Below are 18,329 nucleotides of genomic sequence, written 5' to 3'. Positions count from 1 at the left end.
AAATTGGTTGAGCGGAGGTCTTAAGCCTGCTCCGGAGGAGGGGTGTGTAAATCAATGGAAGGGGATTTCCAGTTGTTATCCTGGTTTACAGCAGCATACTTCAGCTTGGCTGCAAGTCCTTCGTGTTCATTCAGGTCGTATTGATGACCTGTGGTTTTTTCTTTTTCTGTCTCGTTATTTTCCTCTTGCTCTTTTTCTGTGTCTACTTCAATGGTTATTTCATCACCAAAGACCATAATAGGGATTTCGGCAAGCATTGTGAAGCATAGTGCAGTTGCAAGGATTTGTATAGCGAGAGTGTTTCTCATGATCAGATTAAACTACCAATTTTTTTGCATTTCTGGTAGCCCAAATTCTTACGCAAAGCTACAGAAGTAGTTGACTTGGTGGTTAGGATAGCGAAAATATTATGATGAGTGGGACTTAAAGTTGATCAACTGATCAAGATATTCCCTGTTATTGGCCAGTCTCGGGACTTTATGCTGACCGCCCAGTTTTCCTCTGGATTTCATCCATTCGTAGAAGGTGCCCTGAGGGACAACATGAATAATTGGCTCACGCAATGCAATATCTTTATAGCGTTTGGCATCATAGTCAGAGTTGATCTCCCGTAGTTTCTCGTCAAGCAACTTTGAAAAACGCTCCAGATCTTCCGGATCCTTAGAAAATTCGATGACCCACTCATGACCTCCTTTTTTGCCCTCATCCAGATACAAAGGACCTGCTGTGAAATTGTCAATAGTTGCATTGGTTTTTTTGCATGCTTCTGCGATAGCTACCTCTGCATTATCGATGATCAATTCTTCACCAAAAGCATTGATGAAGTGCTTAGTACGGCCGGAAATCTTGATTCTGAAAGGGTCGATGCTGGTGAAGGTTACTGTGTCTCCAATTCTATATCTCCACAAACCAGCATTGGTTGTGATGATAATCGCGTAGTTTTTTCCAACCTCAACCTCATCCAGTGTTAGTGTTTTAGGGTTGTCACTATCCAATTCACTAAAAGGCACAAATTCATAGAAAATGCCATAGTCAAGCATCAGAAGCATGTCCTTGCTATCGGTCTGATCCTGAATGCCAAAAAATCCTTCCGAGGCGTTGTACGTTTCCATATATCGCATCTTCGGAGAGGGGATCAGCTTCTTGAACAGGTCTTCGTAAGGAGTAAAAGAAACGGCCCCATGAAAAAACACTTCCAGATTGGGCCAGATTTCCAGGATGTTGCTAGCATTATTTCGCTCCAACATCTTTTCTATCAGCACAATCATCCAGGTCGGTACTCCGGAAATATTGGTCACATTCTCTGTGGAGGTGATATCCACCATCTTATCAATTTTTTCTTCCCACTCATCCATCAGTGCGATATCCAGACTAGGTGTACGAACCATTTGTGCCCACCAGGGAAGGTTTTTTAAAAGTACTGCAGAGACATCTCCATAATAGGAGTTTGAATTTTCATCGAATTGATTGATTTGATGACTGCCCCCGATCACCAGTCCCTTTCCGGCAAACATCTTCGCTTCCGGATAATTATTGAAGTAGATGCTGAGAAGGTCTTTACCTCCTTTGTAATGACAGTCATCGAGTGCTTCTTGAGATACCGGTATGAATTTACTCCGGGCATTGGTGGTACCGGAAGATTTCGCAAACCAACGTATTTCTGAAGGCCAAAGCACATTTTGCTCTCCCTTCATCAGCCGCTCTATGTATGGAAAGAGCTCTTCATAATTAACAATTGGCACTTTGTTTTTGAAATGCTCATAGTTTTCGATTGTGCCAAAACCATACTCTTTCCCATATTCCGTTTTGTTGGCTTTCTTCACCAAATCCTCCAGAAGCTCGTTTTGAACTTCATGTGGGTATTTCATAAAAAGCTCAATCTGGTGAATGCGCTTTTTCATGACCCATGATAATATGGAGTTAAAGAGTTCCATTCGCTGTGTTAAATCTTCCGTTTTAGCTCAAAGTGCTTACCAAGATAAACTTTCCTAACCTGCTCATCGTTCGCCAGCTCCTCTGCCGTTCCGGCTTTTAGCAGCCTTCCTTCAAACATCAAATAAGCTCGATCGGTAATGGAAAGTGTTTCATTCACATTATGATCTGTAATCAAAATACCAATGTTTTTGTTTTTGAGTTGGGCCACAATGGTTTGGATTTCCTCCACCGCGATAGGATCTACACCGGCAAAGGGCTCATCTAGCAGGACAAAATTGGGGTCTACGGCAAGTGCTCGGGCAATTTCTGTTCTTCGTCTTTCCCCACCTGAAAGAACCTTTCCAAGGTTTTTTCGCACATGCGTCAGACTAAATTCTTCCAGCAGGCTTTCACACTTTTCTTTCTGCTCCTGCTTACTCTTTTTGGTCATTTCCAGCACCGCCAGAATATTATCTTCTACGCTTAGGTTTCTGAAGACAGAAGCTTCCTGAGCAAGGTATCCAATGCCAAGCTTTGCCCGCTGATACATCGGCAGGTCAGTGATATCATCTTTATCCAGAAAAATATGACCTTCATTCGGTTTGATCAAGCCTACGATCATGTAGAAAGAGGTGGTTTTCCCGGCTCCATTCGGCCCGAGAAGTCCAACAATCTCTCCGGTATTTACCGATACGGAGATGTCATTAACGACCTTCTTCTTTTTGTATTTTTTAATCAGATGTTCTGCGCGTAATTCCATAAAAGAGGTGCAATTTATGCATCAAATCTTACATCCTTCAGATTCAGGATGAGTGACTTGTTGCCCATGTAATTATTTTCCTCCAGATGATAGGCTATATGGAAAGGAACACCTGTTTTTATTTGTTCCAATTTGTCCGCCATTCCAAATCCAATAAACTCAAAAAGCTTTGTGCTGTTTTGAGCATGCAAAAAGCCTTTGATGTGCTTGTCTTTGATCACCTTTGGAGTGGTGTCCACAATTACATTTTTTGTGCCAAAGATGGGAGACATATTCTGAGGGCCAAAAGGAGCCATCTGGCTCATTACATTATACGTCTTGAAATTGATATATGAAAGTGGGATTTCTGTGTCAATCTCCACCTTAGGAATTAGCTGTTCAGGTAAAATGCGCTCACTCACCACTTGTTCAAAACGATCAATGAATTTTTCCACATTATTTAGCGGTAACGTAAGCCCGGCCGCATGGGTATGACCACCAAATTGTTCTAGTAGATCTGCACACTCGGATATCGCCTGATGAACATCAAAACCATCTACCGACCGTGCAGAGCCAGTTGCCATGCCTTTTGATTCGGTGAGAATAATGGTAGGCCGGTGGTAGTGTTCGATACATCTGGAAGCAACGATCCCAATGACCCCTTTATGCCAGTCTCCTTTAAAAAGGACTGTCGATTTTCTTTCTTCTTCAAACGAAGCAATCATTTCCAACGCTTCACTAGTAATTGTTTGATCAAACTCTCTCCGTTCTTTGTTTCGATCGTTGAGGTTATCGGCAAATGCACCAGTCTCCTCTGCATCTCCAATAAGCAAGTTCACGGATTCTTTGGCGTGTGTCAGACGACCGGCAGCATTGATTCGCGGACCAATGGAAAACACCACATCAGAAACAGAAAACTCATTTTTCTTACCACTGATTTCAATGAGCGATTTTAAACCTGCAGATGGTGCCTGATTGAGTTTCTTGAGGCCGTAAAAAGCGAGAATACGGTTTTCATCTACTATGGGAACAATATCACTTGCAATACTGACAGCCACCAAATCCAGAAAATCAAAAAGCTTTTCTTTTTCGATCGTGTTTTGCTGACAAAAGCCTTCCAGCAGCTTAAACCCTACCCCGCAACCGGATAATTCTTTGAAAGGATATTTACAATTTAGTTGCTTAGGGTCAAGTAAAGCATAAGCATCCGGAAGGTCATCTCCCGGTAAGTGGTGGTCGCAGATGATTAGGTCAATGCCTGCATCTTTGGCCTGTTGTGCTCGGTCAATCGCCCTGACACCACAATCAAGGGCGATGATGAGTCGGACTTCATTTTCAATGGCATGGTCAATTCCTTTTTTAGAAATGCCATATCCCTCGGAGTAGCGGTCTGGGATGTAGAATTCGAGATTGTCAGTAAACTGTTTGAGAAATAAATACATCAAACTGACGGATGTGGTGCCGTCCACATCGTAATCACCGTAAATAAGAATCTTCTCCTTGTTAAAAACCGCCTCCGTTAGCCGGTTGACAGCCCGGTCCATATTCAACATCAGAAAAGGGTCATGGAGTCTGGAAAGAGAAGGCCTGAAAAAATCTTTGGCAAGATCGAAGGTGTCAATACCACGTTGCACGAGAATTTTTCCCAGGTACTCATTGATATTAAGTTGCTGACTGAGTTTATCAACTATTTCTTTATTTGGCTCTTGTTTATATATCCATCTTTTTTCCACGGGATGAAGTTATAAAAACGATGATCAAAATGTGTGAAATTATCGTATGTGATACCGAATGTTTATTTTGGGATCGCTAATTATAGGTGATGAAAATCGCGCTAAACGAAATATGGAATTTTCTGAAGATGGTAAACACCAAGGAAGAAGGGTGGTCTTACTCGCTTTGTGCAGGGGATGTGAGCGTGGATGCCATTTCTACGGAGACCATGTTGGCGTTAAAAGACGATGAGACTTACGATACGGAACTATTACCTTCCATCTTCACCTTTCGTGAAATCCTATGGCAGCCGGATGTCTTCACCGAGGCGAGTATGAGTATTCCCTCCTTACGGATTCTTCAGGCTTTTTGCGAAGAAACATGTGCTGAGCTGGAAGAAAAAGGGGGTGAGGTTAATAATGTTTATGTTCCACTCATTAAAGGAGTTGGTGACTGTAGTGGCAAAGCCATGAAAGCGTTGCAGAAAGAAAAAGCAGATGTAAAAAAAGTCTTGGGGGATTTTCGCACCTGTGTCTTTCCGATCATCAAATTTTTCATTTATCACCCAAAGAATCGAAATGATTATTTTCAGGATGCACAGAACCGCCTCAATTATGCGGTTAAAATCATGCTGACCCAGTTTTATGGAAGGTACACCGAACTGGAGGATCCTTTCTGGAAGGTGTCTTTTAAAAAAACAAAACCGAAAAAGGATGTGGAAACTAAGCCGGAGGAACAATAATTTCGCATTTCCAGTTTAGCTTCAAGCATGATCCGAAGAACCCAAAAAGAATTACCTGATCGAAGAAAATTTCTATTGAGAAATCTTCTCAGAGGGTTTTTATGGTTAGCTGTCATAGTTATTGCGTTTATTTATGCACGTAAAAACTATGATTTCACGCTGGAGGCAGTGCTCGGGCCGGTTTACGATCGACCTACGGTGGTTTATTTCATCTTTCTCGCTTCTGAAGTGATATTTGGTATCATCCCGCCAGAGTTTTTCATGATCTGGTCTCTGAGGAGTGAGATACTTTCCAATTATATCAACAACATCATTGCACTATCGGCAATCTCATATGTGGCAGGAATCATTGGTTTTGGCATAGGAGCATATTTGAAGAACACGCGCTTTTATCGAATCATGAAGATTCGTGTCTTTGGGAAGTTTGAAAAACATTTAAATAATTATGGTGGTTTTTTGGTGATAGTAGCATCACTTACACCATTGCCTTTCTCCGGAATTGCAATGCTGGTCGGGTCAGTGCATTATTCATTCAAAAAATATTTGTGGTTTTCCCTTTTTCGGTTCCTCCGATTTTTAGCTTATGGAATCGTGATTTGGGAAGCCAACATTTTCTAATTCTATGACTAAAAAGAAAGGGGTTTTACTCGTAAATCTGGGTACACCGGATTCCACCAAAGTTTCTGATGTAAGAAAATACCTGAAGGAGTTTTTGATGGATAAGCGAGTGATTGACATCCCAGCTTTTCCTCGTTTTTTATTAGTGCAGGGAATCATCGCTCCCTTTCGTGCACCTAAATCTGCCAGGGAATACCGAAAATTATTTGATGATCGAGGGTCTCCTTTGAAATACTATACGGAAGACATCACGGAGCACTTAAGCAAGAAGCTCACTGAGCAATATTCTGTTAAGTTTGCGATGCGCTATCAAAGCCCCTCTATCGAATCAGTGCTAAGAGAGTTTCAGAAAGAGGAGGTAGCCACCTTGCATGTGATTCCACTTTTTCCCCAATATGCTTCTGCAACTACAGGTTCTATCATTGACAAGGTGATGGAGATCACTAAGCAATGGCAGATCATACCTGACATCAAGTTTACTTCTCAATTCATAGAAGAGGAGCTCTTCATTGAAACGATTGCCGATCAGGGCAAAGGACTCATGGCAAAGCAACAATATGATCATTTTGTGTTTAGCTATCATGGGCTCCCTGAAAGACAAATTCGTAAGGGATCGTATGGAGATTATTGCCAGTTAGGTAAATGCTGCGATACGTTGAACGAACATAACCGCTACTGCTATCGGGCGCAATGTTTTGAAACAACGCGTTTGGTTACGGCTAAGCTTGGAATTAAAGAAACGGATTATACGGTATGTTTTCAGTCACGCTTAGGCAAAGACCCGTGGGTAAAGCCATACACCGAAGACGTCCTTAAAGAACTTGCTAGGAACGGTAAAAAGAAGGTATTGGCGTTCTCACCGGCCTTTGTTTCTGATTGTCTGGAGACCACCATTGAAGTAGGGCAGGAATATCACGAAGAATTCATTGAAGCTGGAGGTGAGGTCTGGGACTTGGTTCCCAGCCTGAATAAAGAGGATAAATGGGTGGAGTGTTTGAAAAACTTAGTGGCATCCTAGTTCTGATATTCCACCTTTCCACATTGCGCAAATTGACCTGTTCGCACTAGATCCATATTGACAGTCGGTAGAATTTCTTGAATATGTCGATTAAATGATTCGATCTTTTCTTTTGGAAGATCATTCATAATACGGAAAGCATAAAACTCAACCTCGGAATTGGAGTTAAAATATATTTTGTTCACGAGTTTTACTGGCTTCTCACTTCCCCATTCAAATCCTTTTTCTTTCAACTTATTCCCAATTTGTTGGTGAAACTTACTCCATGAATCCACTACTTCGGGAAGCTGCTCTTCGGTGCTAACTCTTGGGTCCAATAGGTTCGCATACTTATCATCCAACTTCAAATCATGGACTGACTGAATTCCTTCCTCATCATGAAGACTGAAGACGACAACCTCTGATGTTTCACTGCTATTGGAAGATTGACAACTGAAAAGAGTAAATGCTAGGAGCCAAATGTTTTTCATGTGGCAATAGTGTATCTTATTGTCATTCTTTCCAAACCTTTTATTGGGTTATAAATAATTGACAACATGAAGTCATATCCCTTTTAAAACCGCTATTGATTTTTCCCCGTAATAGAATGAATGAAAAAGTTCTTACTAGTTCTTCTCATTTCCGTTTTTATTATTCATTCTCTTTCGGCTCACCCTTCTTATGGGATTGTGGTGGACAAGGATCGAAATATTTATTTCGCCGATATCATGCATGAAGGTAGAGGGTCTGTTTGGAAGCTACATAATACCGGAAAATTGGAGTTGTTGCTCAGTGATTTCCACGCTCATAATATGGCCATTGATGATGAGGGTAATATTTACACAGCACATGGTGAGGGCGATCATACGATGGTCAGGATTTCCAAAAATGGAATTGATACACTACATCGGTCCTGGGATCATCGTGATTTTTTCGGAGGTAATTGCACCTATTCAAAGGGTGCGATCTATTTCAGTGCCAGTCATCACATCTGGCAGATTAAAGATGGAAAGAAGAGGAAGTTCAATGATCATTACCTGGAATGGAACCAATCCATCTACGCGGATCCGGACGAGATGATCTATGCCACAGATAAGGCGACCAACGGAGGAAGCATCATCAAAATGGATCAGGAGGGAAACTGTAAGGTTATTGCTTCGAACCTAATCACAAAACTGGATCACCGACCGGTCGACAAGCATAATGATGTCCTTCTGGGCATCACCAAAGGATGTGACAATTTCATGTATGTGGCCGAGACGGCAGGTAGAAGAATTGCTAAAATCAATGAGGACGGAAGCCATGAAACATTCTACCGACCGGAAGATGGCTGGTCTCCCGTAGGACTAGACTTTTTTTCCGGAGACGCCTATGTCCTCGAATACCATATTGATGGAAATAAAGGTCCTCGAATTACCAGAATAAAGGAGGATTTAAAGAGTGAAGTAATTTTCGAATACGAGGATTGAGTTAATCATCAAATAACCCATCTTCATCATCTCCCCAATCAAACTCAAAGTTGGCAGCCTTGGATTCTACCCTTTGCATGTTCCAATGGAGGACAATCCAAAGCGAGCAGAAAATAACGATAATACTGAGGATGAAAAGTAATCCACCATCATCATTGACAATGAAGCCCAGCTTGGTGAAGTGAAGAAAGTTTGCTGCGCTAATGATGCTTAGCGAAATGATCGCTCCAAAAATGTAATAGTTAGTTAGCAACAGTATAGTTGAAACAGTTTCAATGCTGGCGATGAGATAACGTCCCCACGGTTCCCATCCAATCTGATTAAAAATCCAGACACTTTCCTCCGCACCACTAAACTTGAATGGAAGTGTTTGCGCCAGAATGATGGCTACAATCAATCTTGGAATAATGTGAATCAGGTCTTTGGCCTGAAACTGATGAAATATGGGTTTAACGTTCATGCAGAGGTCGTCTCGGGCTGATAAAGCTCCGCAAGCTTCTCAACCGCATAATCCACTTCCTCTAATGTATTGTATTTGCTAAAAGAAAAGCGAATGGCTCCCCGATTTTGATCCCTATTTAGCTCCGCCAAGACATGTGACCCAATACTTGACCCGCTGCTGCATGCACTTCCCCCTGATGCGGAGATGCCTGCAATGTCCAGATTGAAGAGCAGCATGTCATTATCATCATTGGGAGGGAGACACACATTCAGAACGGTGTAAAGACTATTATCCAGATCATCAGAGACACCATTGAAAGCGATTCCATCGATGGACGCTTTCAACCTTTCAATCATATGTAATTTCAACCGTTCGATGTGTTTACGGTGATTTGCCATGTCTGAATAGGCAATTTCCATGGCCTTCGCTAGTCCTACGATTCCGTAAACATTTTCTGTTCCACCTCGCATGTTTCGCTCCTGCGCTCCACCATGGATGAACGGATGAATTTTATTTTTATGGTTGATGTAAAGAAATCCAACGCCCTTAGGTCCATGAAACTTGTGTGCAGATCCTACTGCAAAGTCTAGTTTTAACTTAGACATATCATGCTCATAGTGAGCCATGCTTTGAACGGTATCAGAGTGAAAAACCGCACCATATTCTTCACACATGTTACCTACTTTTTCTAAGTCGAGCAGGTTTCCAATTTCGTTATTGGCATGCATGAGTGAAACGAGGGTATTGGGATGACTTTTCAGAAGGGATTCCAAATGGTCATAATCTACACGCCCATGACCATCCAAATTGACATAGCTAACCTTGATGCCATCTTTTTCAAGTTGCTCCACCGTGTGTAAAACCGCATGATGCTCAATCTTGCTAGAGATGACATGTTTGATGCCTTTATCCTGCACCGTGCATCGAAGAGCTGTATTGTCTGCCTCTGTTCCGCCGGAGGTGAAGAAGACTTCAGCAGGCGCAGCATGAAGTAGGTCAGCTACTTTTTTTCTTGATCGCTCGATGGCCGTGCGCACTTGTCTTCCGTGGGAATGAATAGAAGATGGGTTACCAAAGTGTTCGAGCATGTATGGCTTCATAGCCTCAAATACATCCAGGTCGATTGCCGTGGTGGCAGCATTATCAAAATAAACCTTCATACCAAGTAGAGTTTAACTGGAAATCACTTCCTTGATGTCCATGATCAGTTTTTTAGCTAAATGTTCAGCCGTATTCTGACTCTCAGACTCTGCAAAAATACGAATAATCGGCTCAGTATTCGACTTTCTTAGCTGAACCCACTCTTTGTCAAATTCGATCTTCACTCCATCAATGGTATTGATCGGCTGACCTTTGTATTTCTCTTTGATTGCCTCAAGCACACCGTCTACATTTATTTCAGGTGTCAGCTCAATTTTGTTTTTGGAAATAAAATAGTTTGGGTACTTCGCTCGAAGCATGGAAGCACTCTTTCCAAATTTGGCCAGGTGTGTCAGGAATAAGGCAACTCCAGCTAATGCATCTCGTCCGTAGTGCAAATCCGGTACGATCACACCGCCGTTTCCTTCGCCACCGATCACCGCATTGGTTTCTTTCATTTTAGCTACCACATGTACCTCACCAACGGCTGATGCATTGTATTCGCATCCATGCTTTTCTGTGATGTCTCTCAGTGCGCGGGTAGACGATAGGTTGGAAACCGTATTTCCTTTCTTCTGAGAAAGCACATAATCAGCGACAGCTACTAGCGTATATTCTTCGCCAAATGGCTCTCCATTTTCACACATCAGTGCCAGGCGATCTACATCGGGATCTACAACTACCCCCAGATCATAGTTGCCATTTTCCAACTCACTGCTGATTTGCTGCAGGTTTTCAGGAAGTGGTTCTGGATTGTGAGGAAAGTTGCCCGTAGGCTCACAGAAAAGTTCTTTTACCTCTACACCCATTTGTCTTAAGAGAGGTACAATGGAGACACCACCTGTACTGTTTACGGCATCAACAACCACCTTAAAGCCGGCAGATTTGATCGCTTCAACGTCTACTAACGGATGCTTCAGGACCTGTTCAATGTGATAATCGATGTAAAAATCGTTGTTGGACAGCTTGCCAAACTTGCCAGACTGGGCAAACTCTATGTCTTTTGATTCGGAGTAATCCAGTACCTTCTTGCCTTCTTCAGCAGAAATGAACTCACCACGATCATTCAGCAATTTGAGGGCATTCCATCCTGCCGGATTGTGACTTGCTGTCAAGATAATTCCACCTTGTGCTTTTTCAGCGATCACTGCCATTTCCACAGTCGGAGTGGTGCTGAGGCCGAGATCTACAACATCTATTCCTTGATTGATGAGTGTATTCGCGACAAGCTGTGCAAAAGATGTTCCGGAAGGGCGTGCGTCCCGTCCGATGATGACTTTCGGTTTTTTAGTTGTCTCTTTTAGCCAGGTACCATAACCTGCGGCAAACTTGACAACATCTAAGGGCGATAAATTTTCTCCGGCTTTTCCACCTATCGTTCCACGCAGGCCGGATATTGATTTGATTAAGGTCAAAGCGATTAATTTTTAGCGGTGCGCAAAGATAGAAATGTAGGTAGAAGTAAAAAGCCTTCTATTCAGAACTTGGCCAGTACCTTATTCACTTCCGAATCAGGATTTGCACAATCTTCACCGGGCTTTACGGTCTTCCCACAAAATCCACAGGACGCACCTTCTTTATTAAGGTAAGGGTTCTGAGAAGCACAAGTCCCCTTAAATTCTCCATCTTTTTTTAGCAAGATTCGGATGGACAACCCCACAAAAAACAACGCGAAAATTCCGATTCCTAATAATACTACCTGCATTCGTTCCGATTTTGATACAAAATTAGCCAATTTGCGGCTGTAGTTGATGAACAAGTTGATGTGAATAATGATTCACTTCTTCACACCCCTACGGTCCCCTCAAGGGGACAATATTCCCCCTTCGAAGGGGGAGTGAGATGGCCTTGTGTGATGGGAGGGGGATGTAATGAATAGCTGATTTAGAATGACCAAAAAACCACTTTCCGCACCAGACCCAAACCGAAAGGCCAAACTCGAAGCGTTTGATCGTCTGCTAACTATCATGGATGAGCTGAGAGAAAACTGTCCATGGGACAAAAAACAGACGATGGAAACGCTGCGACACCTTACGATCGAAGAAACCTATGAGCTGTCGGATGCGATCATTGAAGACGATCTGGAGGAAGTGAAAAAAGAACTGGGGGATCTGATGTTGCATATGGTGTTTTATGCACGGATTGGAAGCGAGAAAAAGTCGTTTGATGTGGCGGATGTGCTGAACCAGGTCTGCGACAAACTGATCAACCGACATCCGCACATTTATGGCGATGTAAATGCCGAAGATGAAGAGACGGTAAAGGCCAACTGGGAGAAGATCAAGCTAAAGGAAAAAGGCAATCAATCGGTACTGGGTGGAGTGCCGAAATCATTGCCAGCGCTTGTGAAGGCGATGCGCATTCAGGAGAAAGCTAGAGGGGTTGGGTTCGACTGGGACAACCAGGATCAGGTTTGGGAAAAGGTGAATGAGGAGCTGGGTGAGTTCGAGCAAGAGACCGACAAAGAAAAGCAGGCCGGTGAGTTTGGTGATTTGCTATTCTCCCTAATCAACTATGCCCGCTTTGTGGACATAAACCCAGAGGAAGCACTGGAACGTACCAACAAAAAATTCATTAAGCGTTTTCAATACCTGGAGTTAGAATCCAAAAAAGACGGAAAGAACCTGGGCGAAATGACGCTGGAAGAGATGGATGAATATTGGGAGAAGGCTAAATTGATTTGAAGATTTGAAAATTGATTCGATTTGAAGATTATCTAAGTCTTAGAACAAGTTCATTTTTTGTTTAGCAAGCCAAGCTCTGATTTAAGTATTTGAATTTCACGTTCTAATGATTCTATTTTTTCATTGATTAACGGGGAGTAATAGTTCTGAATATTTCCGTTTTGTGGGCCATAGACATTTTCGGTTTGTTGTTTCTCAATTCTAATTGAAATCCCTGAAGAGTCTAACAATTCTCCTGGATTAACTTTTAAAATATTGGCTATTTCTTGTAGCTGAGAAACTTTTAACGAAGTAGCTCCGCTTTCGATACGGCTGTAGCTTTTTTGACTTATACCTAGAGAATTGGCTACTCCTTCTTGCGAAATACTCTGAGCTTCTCTAAGCATTCTAATTTTCTCATTGATTTTCATATGGTCTAAGTTAGTCGTTTTTGGTATAAAACAGTAATCAATGGTATTGTTCTTAATATATAACTGATGGACTTTTGAATATCACTGAAAACACAATAATGATGAAAAAATTTCGTAACTTAATTTCCAAAAAACTGATAGCGCTTTTCGTGCTTTTCTTACCTATGTTATCGTTTGCACAATCTTATTTCGTTGAAGAATGTAGAGATGGTGTTATTGGTTACAATTTAGGGGTAATTTATGGTGAAATAGAGGTTGAATACTGTTTTGTATGCAGTACTCGAGTAAGTCGCTGTTGGGTTGAAATTAGATAATATGGAGTTAGCTAAAAATAAGTCAAGGGTTTATGCCTTTATCTTGGACTTAATATTCTTGATTTTGTTATCCAACCTCATTAAGGTTTTTTTCCCATTTATTGATTTAAGATATGATTTTGGAAATATTGGCCGAATGGAATTTGGACTCAACTTTTTTGATCCACTTCTATGGTTCGTCTATTTCTTACTTGGAGACTTATTGGCCAATGGATCTATAGGAAAAATAATTCTGAATATAAAGGTTTCAAGCTTAGATGGAGAAGATGCAAGTTTTGTTAAGTTGGTGATAAGGAACTTGATTAAATGCACTATTTCTCCTGTCTTGTTAATTGGATTTTTAATGGCTTTTTTTAACGATAGAAATGAAACATTACACGATAAAATTGCCAAAACAAGTGTAGTAAATCAGGAAAAAGTTTTGTCCTAAGATTATTTTAATTTTAGGTGGTTAATAAGGGGGAGCAGTATATGTTCCTCCTTTTATTTGTGTCAAACTGATCGACTAAGATAATGAGTAAATCATTCCTCAAACGCCCACTCAATCTTTTCTTTCATATCCTTCACCACAATACCTTCCGCTTTCAGCTCGGCGCGTAGCTTATCCACCCGCTCAAAGTCACGGTTGAACTTGGCGTCTTTGTACTCCCCAAGAATGGTGTTGATCAACGCTTTGTAATCCACATCGGCTTCTACCTTCAGGCCTAGCACATCTTCTGCAAATCCAAGAAACGTTTCTTTCATTCGCTTGAACGTTTCCTCACCGATCTCACCATACTTCAGCTGTCCGGTGTGTAGCGAGTTGATCTTCTTTACAAGATTGAACAGGTGCCCAATCGTCAGCGCTGTATTGAAATCATCGTTCATGGCGTAGTAGCAGTTATCGCACATCTTGTTGATCTGCTCAACTTGCTTCTCATTCAGCCCACCATCGTCTTTGGTCCACTCCATTTCATTCATTAAGCGCATGCCGTTGGCAAGACGCACATATCCTTTTCGCGCAGCTTCCAGTGCATCATTAGAAAAGTCCAGTGTGCTGGCATAGTGTGATTGCATCATAAAGAACCGAACAGTCATCGGACTGTAGCCTCTTTTTAGAAGCTTGTGATCACCCGCCATCAGTTCTCGCGGGAGAAACGAGTTGCCCAGTGACTTACTCATCTTCTGGCCGTTGACCGTGAGCATGTTGGTGTGCAGCCAGTACCTGGCTCCACCTTTTCCATGAGTACCCGCATTTTGGGCGATCTCACATTCATGGTGGGGGAATTGCAGGTCCATACCGCCTCCGTGGATGTCAAACTCTTCACCTAAATATTTGGTACTCATCACCGAGCACTCCAGATGCCAGCCTGGGAAGCCATCGCTCCATTCGGTCTTCCAGCGCATGATGTGCTCGGGAGAGGCTTTTTTCCAAAGGGCGAAATCCAAGGGATTTCGCTTATCACTTCCGCCATCTAACTCGCGTGTTTCGCTCATCAGGTCTTCAATCTTTCTGCCGGAGAGTTTACCGTAGGAATGATCGGATTCGTTGTGGTATTTTTCTACATCGAAATAGACTGAGCCATTGGACTCATAGGCATATCCATTTTCAATCAGCTTTTTGGTCATCTCAATCTGTTCCATAAGGTGTCCTATCGCTGAAGGTTCAATATCCGGTGGAATGGCGTTAAACATTAGCATGACATCATGAAAATCATTGGCGTACATCTGCACAATTTCCATGGGTTCCAATTGGTCTAATTTGGCTTTCTTAGAAATCTTATCTTCTCCGGTATCTGATAAGTGCCCTACATCGGTGATGTTACGAACATATCTCACTTTATAACCAATGAATTTCAGGTAGCGATACACTACATCGAAGCTTAAAAATGTTCGAACATTTCCAAGATGCACATTACTATATACGGTCGGTCCGCACACATACATACCCACATGCGGCGGGTGTAGAGGGGTGAATTCTTCTTTCTGCCGGGTAAGTGAATTAAAAACTTTGAGTTTACCGATCATGAGCCTTGTTTGTCTCGCAAAGAAAGGCATTTACCGAAAAATTAGCATGAAGGTTACTGAATCCTTTTTACGTCCAAAAATTTCCTCCTTTCGTTCAACTCTAAATTTATCATTTGCTAATATCCGTTGTAGCTTAGCAGCTGGTATTTTTCACCACCATGAAAAGCACATTCGCCTGTATATTCTATATGCTATTAGCATCGTTTTGTTATGCTCAAAACGTAAGTGGTCTTATTGCCCAGGCCGAAAGGAATCTGGAAAAGAATCACTGGGAACAAGCCACAGATAATTTTAAGAAAATCATTGAAAATTATGAGGATGATATGACCTATCATCAGCGGGCGAAGGTCTACAATCATCTCGGATATCTCCATTATAGTTTATTAGATCCATTTGAGGCTGAGCGATATCTTAACTTATCCATTTTATATCATGAGGAGGCCGGAATTCCCAATCAGCGAGATTATGCGAAGGCACTGTTGAATATGGGTGTCCTTTACCTGGATCAGGTTGAGTTTGATTTAGCCAGGCAATACATCCAAAAGTCATTGGATATTCTAAATCAGATTCCTGGCGATCGATCACAATATTGGATTGCTCGCTCCAAGTTGGGCTTTGTTTATGAGGAGGCTGGTTCCTACACTTTAGCACTTAGCATTTACGATGAAAGCTACAATCAGCTGGTTGCCTCAGGAAACGACCTTTCACCTGATTTTGCTGAAATCTGTATGCACAAGGGTCGAATTCTCATTTTTACTGGAGATCCAGAAGAAGGAGAGAAATTCATCAGCCTGAGTACGACTATTTACGAATCACTTGGACCAAATTATGCTGTTCAACGTGCTGAGTCCATGGAGCACCTGGCCATTTTTTATGAGCGCATGGGTAGGTTTGACGAAGCAGAGGAGACACTACTCACTGTCTTAAAACTGAAAAGAACAATTCCTGATGAGGCTGATATCCTTATTATAGAAACACTAAATGATCTGGGTATTCTATACCATCAACTCGGGCAGTTTGCAAAGGCCAAGGAGATGTTTAATGAAGTGGTTGAAGAATGTGAAGAAAATGTAGGTACAGATCACCCTTTTTATGCCACAGCAAAAAACAATCTTGGAGCTCTTGCAATAGCGGAAGGAAACTTTGTTGATGCACGAGATATGTTTAATGCTGCGCTGGCTACTTATAAAACAAGGTTTGGCGATAGCCATCCGTATTATGCAAATGCACTGAATAACCTTGCCAGAGTGGAGCGAAAGCTAGGGAACACCTATCTCGCTGAAAAATATTACCGGGAAGTTCTACAAATAGATGAACGTATTTATGGTAAAGATCACCCGGATTATGCTACAACATTAATCAACCTGGGTATACTCTGCAGTGCAAATAACAGGGAAGACGAAGCAGCCAAATACTACGAGGAGGCTGTGAAAATCAGGGCTAAAGTGCTGGGCGTAAAGCATCCTGCTTATGGGAGTGCATTAGAATATATGGGTATGCATGCGCTGGCGGTTGGAGACTATGTCAATGCAGAGAAAAATTTCAGAGAGTCGATTGAGATCCAAATCGATCGAATTCACACGCTTTTCCCCATCATGTCAGAGGCTGATCGACAGTCCTTTTATGATGGTATCACCACAAGCATAGATCGGTATAATTTCATCGCGATCAGTCTGCTGGATCAGAAGCCCGAATTGATAAAGAACATTTATGATTTTCATGTCAAGACGAAAAGCATCCTTTTCAGCACCTCTGATAAAGTGCTGGAAAAGGTTCAGGATAGTGAAGATTATGAATTAAAGGAAATGTTCAGGCAATGGCAATCGGACAAACGACTTTTGGCCAGTTATTTCCAGATGGGTATTCACGAGTTGGAAGAGCTTAATATTAACCTGAGGTATGAGGAAGAGCGCATAGAGAGACTGGAAGATAATTTGATATCCAGGATCGACAATTTCGAAGGTTCACTACAGCGGTTTCGTGAAAACTGGAAATCCGTGCATGAGAAAGTAAGGCCAGATGAAGCAATCGTAGAGCTGATTAAGATTCGAGAGTTTGAGTCGATAGGTGAATCGCAAAGCACTTTGTTTAGCTTCACCAACTTCACCAAATACCTGGCAGTGATATTTCTACCCAATAAATCCGAGCCGGCTTATGAGATTATCGGCGAAAAATCAAGGACGGATTCTCAGTACTTGGCGGATTATATCAGTTATTTGGATGGCGGAGATGGTAAACAGGCATTCGATCTTTTATGGGAGCCCATACATCAATGGGTTAAAGAATTGGATTATGTACGTCTTGGCTCGGATGGCATTTATCAGGGAATAAATCCCAATGTGTTTAAAACTTCAGGAAAGAATTATGTGATTGATGAGTATTTTGTCACCAACCTCTCAAGTCCGCACGATCTTTTTCGGGCTAATGCATCTACTTACAGCCCTCGTGCATACATTTTTTCCAATCCGGAGTATGCAGGTAGTGAATCAGGTGATCCCGCTGACATAGGTAAGTTGGAACGGCCATCTGCGATTGGGGAAGGATCATTTAGCTCAACAGAATGGAGTGTGAGATCATATAATGGATCAGATGCAAATGAATTGAGGGTTCGGTCCGCCTTCAACCCGACGGTCCTGCATTTTGATACGTACGGATTTTTGGATGACCAATTTAAGTATATCAGAGCAAGAAGCCCATTGACCAGTCACGTGTTCCAGTCTGGCATATATCTCACAGGTGCTTCTGAATCTTATTCAAGGTATCTGGAAGGCATTAGGACCATTTCTGAAAATGACGGCATCCTGAGTACACATGAAATTATGAATCTGGACCTGACCAAAACGAGCCTCGTTGTGGTTGCAAATATCGTTGAGCAACCCAATGCAGAAACAGCGGATGCTTTCTTTGGGTTGCAACGAGCTTTTATGGTTGCGGGAGCCCGAAATGCGATGGTTAGGGTATTGAAGTCAGATCAAGATATTTCGAAAGAGTTATTAACACTCTTTTATAAAAAGTATAATGAGACCAAAAAGGTTGGAAGTTCGTTAAAACAGACGCAACTTGAGATACGGGCTAAGTATCCGGATCCAAGAGTGTGGGGAGGATACATGATTACAGGTGTTGACTAAAATTTGAATGAC

General features: G+C 42.0%; 17 protein-coding genes and 1 pseudogene. 7 read left to right on the top strand and 11 right to left on the bottom strand.

Translation table 11 applies throughout. The features are described from left to right. Positions 1 to 20: 20 nt before the first annotated feature. From ACOQON_RS16090 to recJ, 4 genes are all read right to left on the bottom strand, one after another. On the bottom strand, positions 21 to 308 hold the full coding sequence (locus ACOQON_RS16090) for a hypothetical protein (RefSeq protein ID WP_420576445.1): 288 nt from the start codon (positions 306 to 308) through the stop codon (positions 21 to 23). 99 nt (positions 309 to 407) lie between these two features. After that, on the bottom strand, positions 408 to 1,901 hold the full coding sequence (locus tag ACOQON_RS16085; protein ID WP_420576444.1) for a GH3 auxin-responsive promoter family protein: 1,494 nt from the start codon (positions 1,899 to 1,901) through the stop codon (positions 408 to 410). Positions 1,902 to 1,942: 41 nt separating this feature from the next. After that, a complete protein-coding gene (lptB, locus tag ACOQON_RS16080; RefSeq protein WP_420576443.1) occupies positions 1,943 to 2,674 on the bottom strand; it encodes an LPS export ABC transporter ATP-binding protein in 732 nt (243 codons plus the stop codon). Positions 2,675 to 2,688: 14 nt separating this feature from the next. Continuing rightward, on the bottom strand, positions 2,689 to 4,386 hold the full coding sequence (gene recJ, locus ACOQON_RS16075; RefSeq protein ID WP_420576442.1) for a single-stranded-DNA-specific exonuclease RecJ: 1,698 nt from the start codon (positions 4,384 to 4,386) through the stop codon (positions 2,689 to 2,691). 89 nt (positions 4,387 to 4,475) lie between these two features. Here recJ and ACOQON_RS16070 point away from each other — a divergent pair, with 89 nt between their 5' ends. Genes ACOQON_RS16070 through hemH form a run of 3 tightly spaced genes read left to right on the top strand, consistent with a single transcriptional unit; the run spans position 4,476 to position 6,744 of the window. Next, the gene (locus ACOQON_RS16070; RefSeq protein ID WP_420576441.1) at positions 4,476 to 5,108 is read left to right on the top strand and encodes a hypothetical protein; all 633 of its coding nucleotides are present in this window, start codon (positions 4,476 to 4,478) and stop codon (positions 5,106 to 5,108) included. Positions 5,109 to 5,135: 27 nt separating this feature from the next. Next, a complete protein-coding gene (locus ACOQON_RS16065; RefSeq protein WP_420576440.1) occupies positions 5,136 to 5,726 on the top strand; it encodes a VTT domain-containing protein in 591 nt (196 codons plus the stop codon). Between the two features lie 4 nt (positions 5,727 to 5,730). Then, positions 5,731 to 6,744: a ferrochelatase gene (hemH, locus tag ACOQON_RS16060; protein ID WP_420576439.1), complete on the top strand. Its 1,014-nt coding sequence runs from the start codon at positions 5,731 to 5,733 to the stop codon at positions 6,742 to 6,744. Here the strand turns inward: hemH and ACOQON_RS16055 are convergent. Next, a complete protein-coding gene (locus ACOQON_RS16055) occupies positions 6,741 to 7,214 on the bottom strand; it encodes a hypothetical protein (protein ID WP_420576438.1) in 474 nt (157 codons plus the stop codon). The two genes, hemH and ACOQON_RS16055, sit on opposite strands and share 4 nt — an antisense overlap. Before the next feature lie 120 nt (positions 7,215 to 7,334). Between ACOQON_RS16055 and ACOQON_RS16050 the strand changes: the two genes are divergently transcribed. Continuing rightward, positions 7,335 to 8,192: a hypothetical protein gene (locus ACOQON_RS16050; protein WP_420576437.1), complete on the top strand. Its 858-nt coding sequence runs from the start codon at positions 7,335 to 7,337 to the stop codon at positions 8,190 to 8,192. Position 8,193: 1 nt separating this feature from the next. On the opposite strand, the gene ACOQON_RS16045 is transcribed toward ACOQON_RS16050, so the two are convergent. From ACOQON_RS16045 to ACOQON_RS16030, 4 genes are all read right to left on the bottom strand, one after another. Then, complete coding sequence (locus tag ACOQON_RS16045) at positions 8,194 to 8,652, bottom strand: DoxX family protein (RefSeq protein WP_420576436.1); 459 nt, start codon at positions 8,650 to 8,652, stop codon at positions 8,194 to 8,196. Beyond that, the gene (locus ACOQON_RS16040; RefSeq protein WP_420576435.1) at positions 8,649 to 9,794 is read right to left on the bottom strand and encodes a cysteine desulfurase family protein; all 1,146 of its coding nucleotides are present in this window, start codon (positions 9,792 to 9,794) and stop codon (positions 8,649 to 8,651) included. Before ACOQON_RS16040 ends, ACOQON_RS16045 begins: the two co-directional genes overlap by 4 nt. Before the next feature lie 12 nt (positions 9,795 to 9,806). Further along, positions 9,807 to 11,189: a phosphoglucosamine mutase gene (glmM, locus tag ACOQON_RS16035; protein ID WP_420576434.1), complete on the bottom strand. Its 1,383-nt coding sequence runs from the start codon at positions 11,187 to 11,189 to the stop codon at positions 9,807 to 9,809. 62 nt (positions 11,190 to 11,251) lie between these two features. Further along, positions 11,252 to 11,479 (bottom strand): hypothetical protein, encoded by a 228-nt coding sequence (locus ACOQON_RS16030; protein WP_350216837.1) that lies wholly within the window; start codon positions 11,477 to 11,479, stop codon positions 11,252 to 11,254. 184 nt (positions 11,480 to 11,663) lie between these two features. Between ACOQON_RS16030 and mazG the strand changes: the two genes are divergently transcribed. Beyond that, on the top strand, positions 11,664 to 12,458 hold the full coding sequence (mazG, locus tag ACOQON_RS16025; RefSeq protein WP_420576433.1) for a nucleoside triphosphate pyrophosphohydrolase: 795 nt from the start codon (positions 11,664 to 11,666) through the stop codon (positions 12,456 to 12,458). A 50-nt stretch (positions 12,459 to 12,508) separates the two neighbouring features. On the opposite strand, the gene ACOQON_RS16020 is transcribed toward mazG, so the two are convergent. Then, positions 12,509 to 12,868, bottom strand: a complete 360-nt coding sequence (locus ACOQON_RS16020) for a helix-turn-helix domain-containing protein (protein ID WP_420576432.1) — start codon at positions 12,866 to 12,868, stop codon at positions 12,509 to 12,511. A gap of 315 nt (positions 12,869 to 13,183) precedes the next feature. Here ACOQON_RS16020 and ACOQON_RS16015 point away from each other — a divergent pair. Beyond that, positions 13,184 to 13,516, top strand: a pseudogene (locus ACOQON_RS16015) (RDD family protein); the annotation flags it as partial. 188 nt (positions 13,517 to 13,704) lie between these two features. On the opposite strand, the gene cysS reads toward ACOQON_RS16015, so the two are convergent. Further along, positions 13,705 to 15,189, bottom strand: a complete 1,485-nt coding sequence (gene cysS, locus ACOQON_RS16010) for a cysteine--tRNA ligase (protein WP_420576431.1) — start codon at positions 15,187 to 15,189, stop codon at positions 13,705 to 13,707. Between the two features lie 158 nt (positions 15,190 to 15,347). Between cysS and ACOQON_RS16005 the strand changes: the two genes are divergently transcribed. Continuing rightward, positions 15,348 to 18,317 (top strand): tetratricopeptide repeat protein, encoded by a 2,970-nt coding sequence (locus ACOQON_RS16005; protein ID WP_420576430.1) that lies wholly within the window; start codon positions 15,348 to 15,350, stop codon positions 18,315 to 18,317. Positions 18,318 to 18,329 lie beyond the last annotated feature (12 nt).

It is taken from the genome of Ekhidna sp. (assembly GCF_965221965.1).
In the GTDB taxonomy this organism is placed as follows: Bacteria; Bacteroidota; Bacteroidia; order Cytophagales; family Cyclobacteriaceae; genus Ekhidna.
The sequence above is the reverse complement of the archived record's forward strand: the minus strand, read 5'-3'. Positions and strand labels throughout refer to the sequence as shown.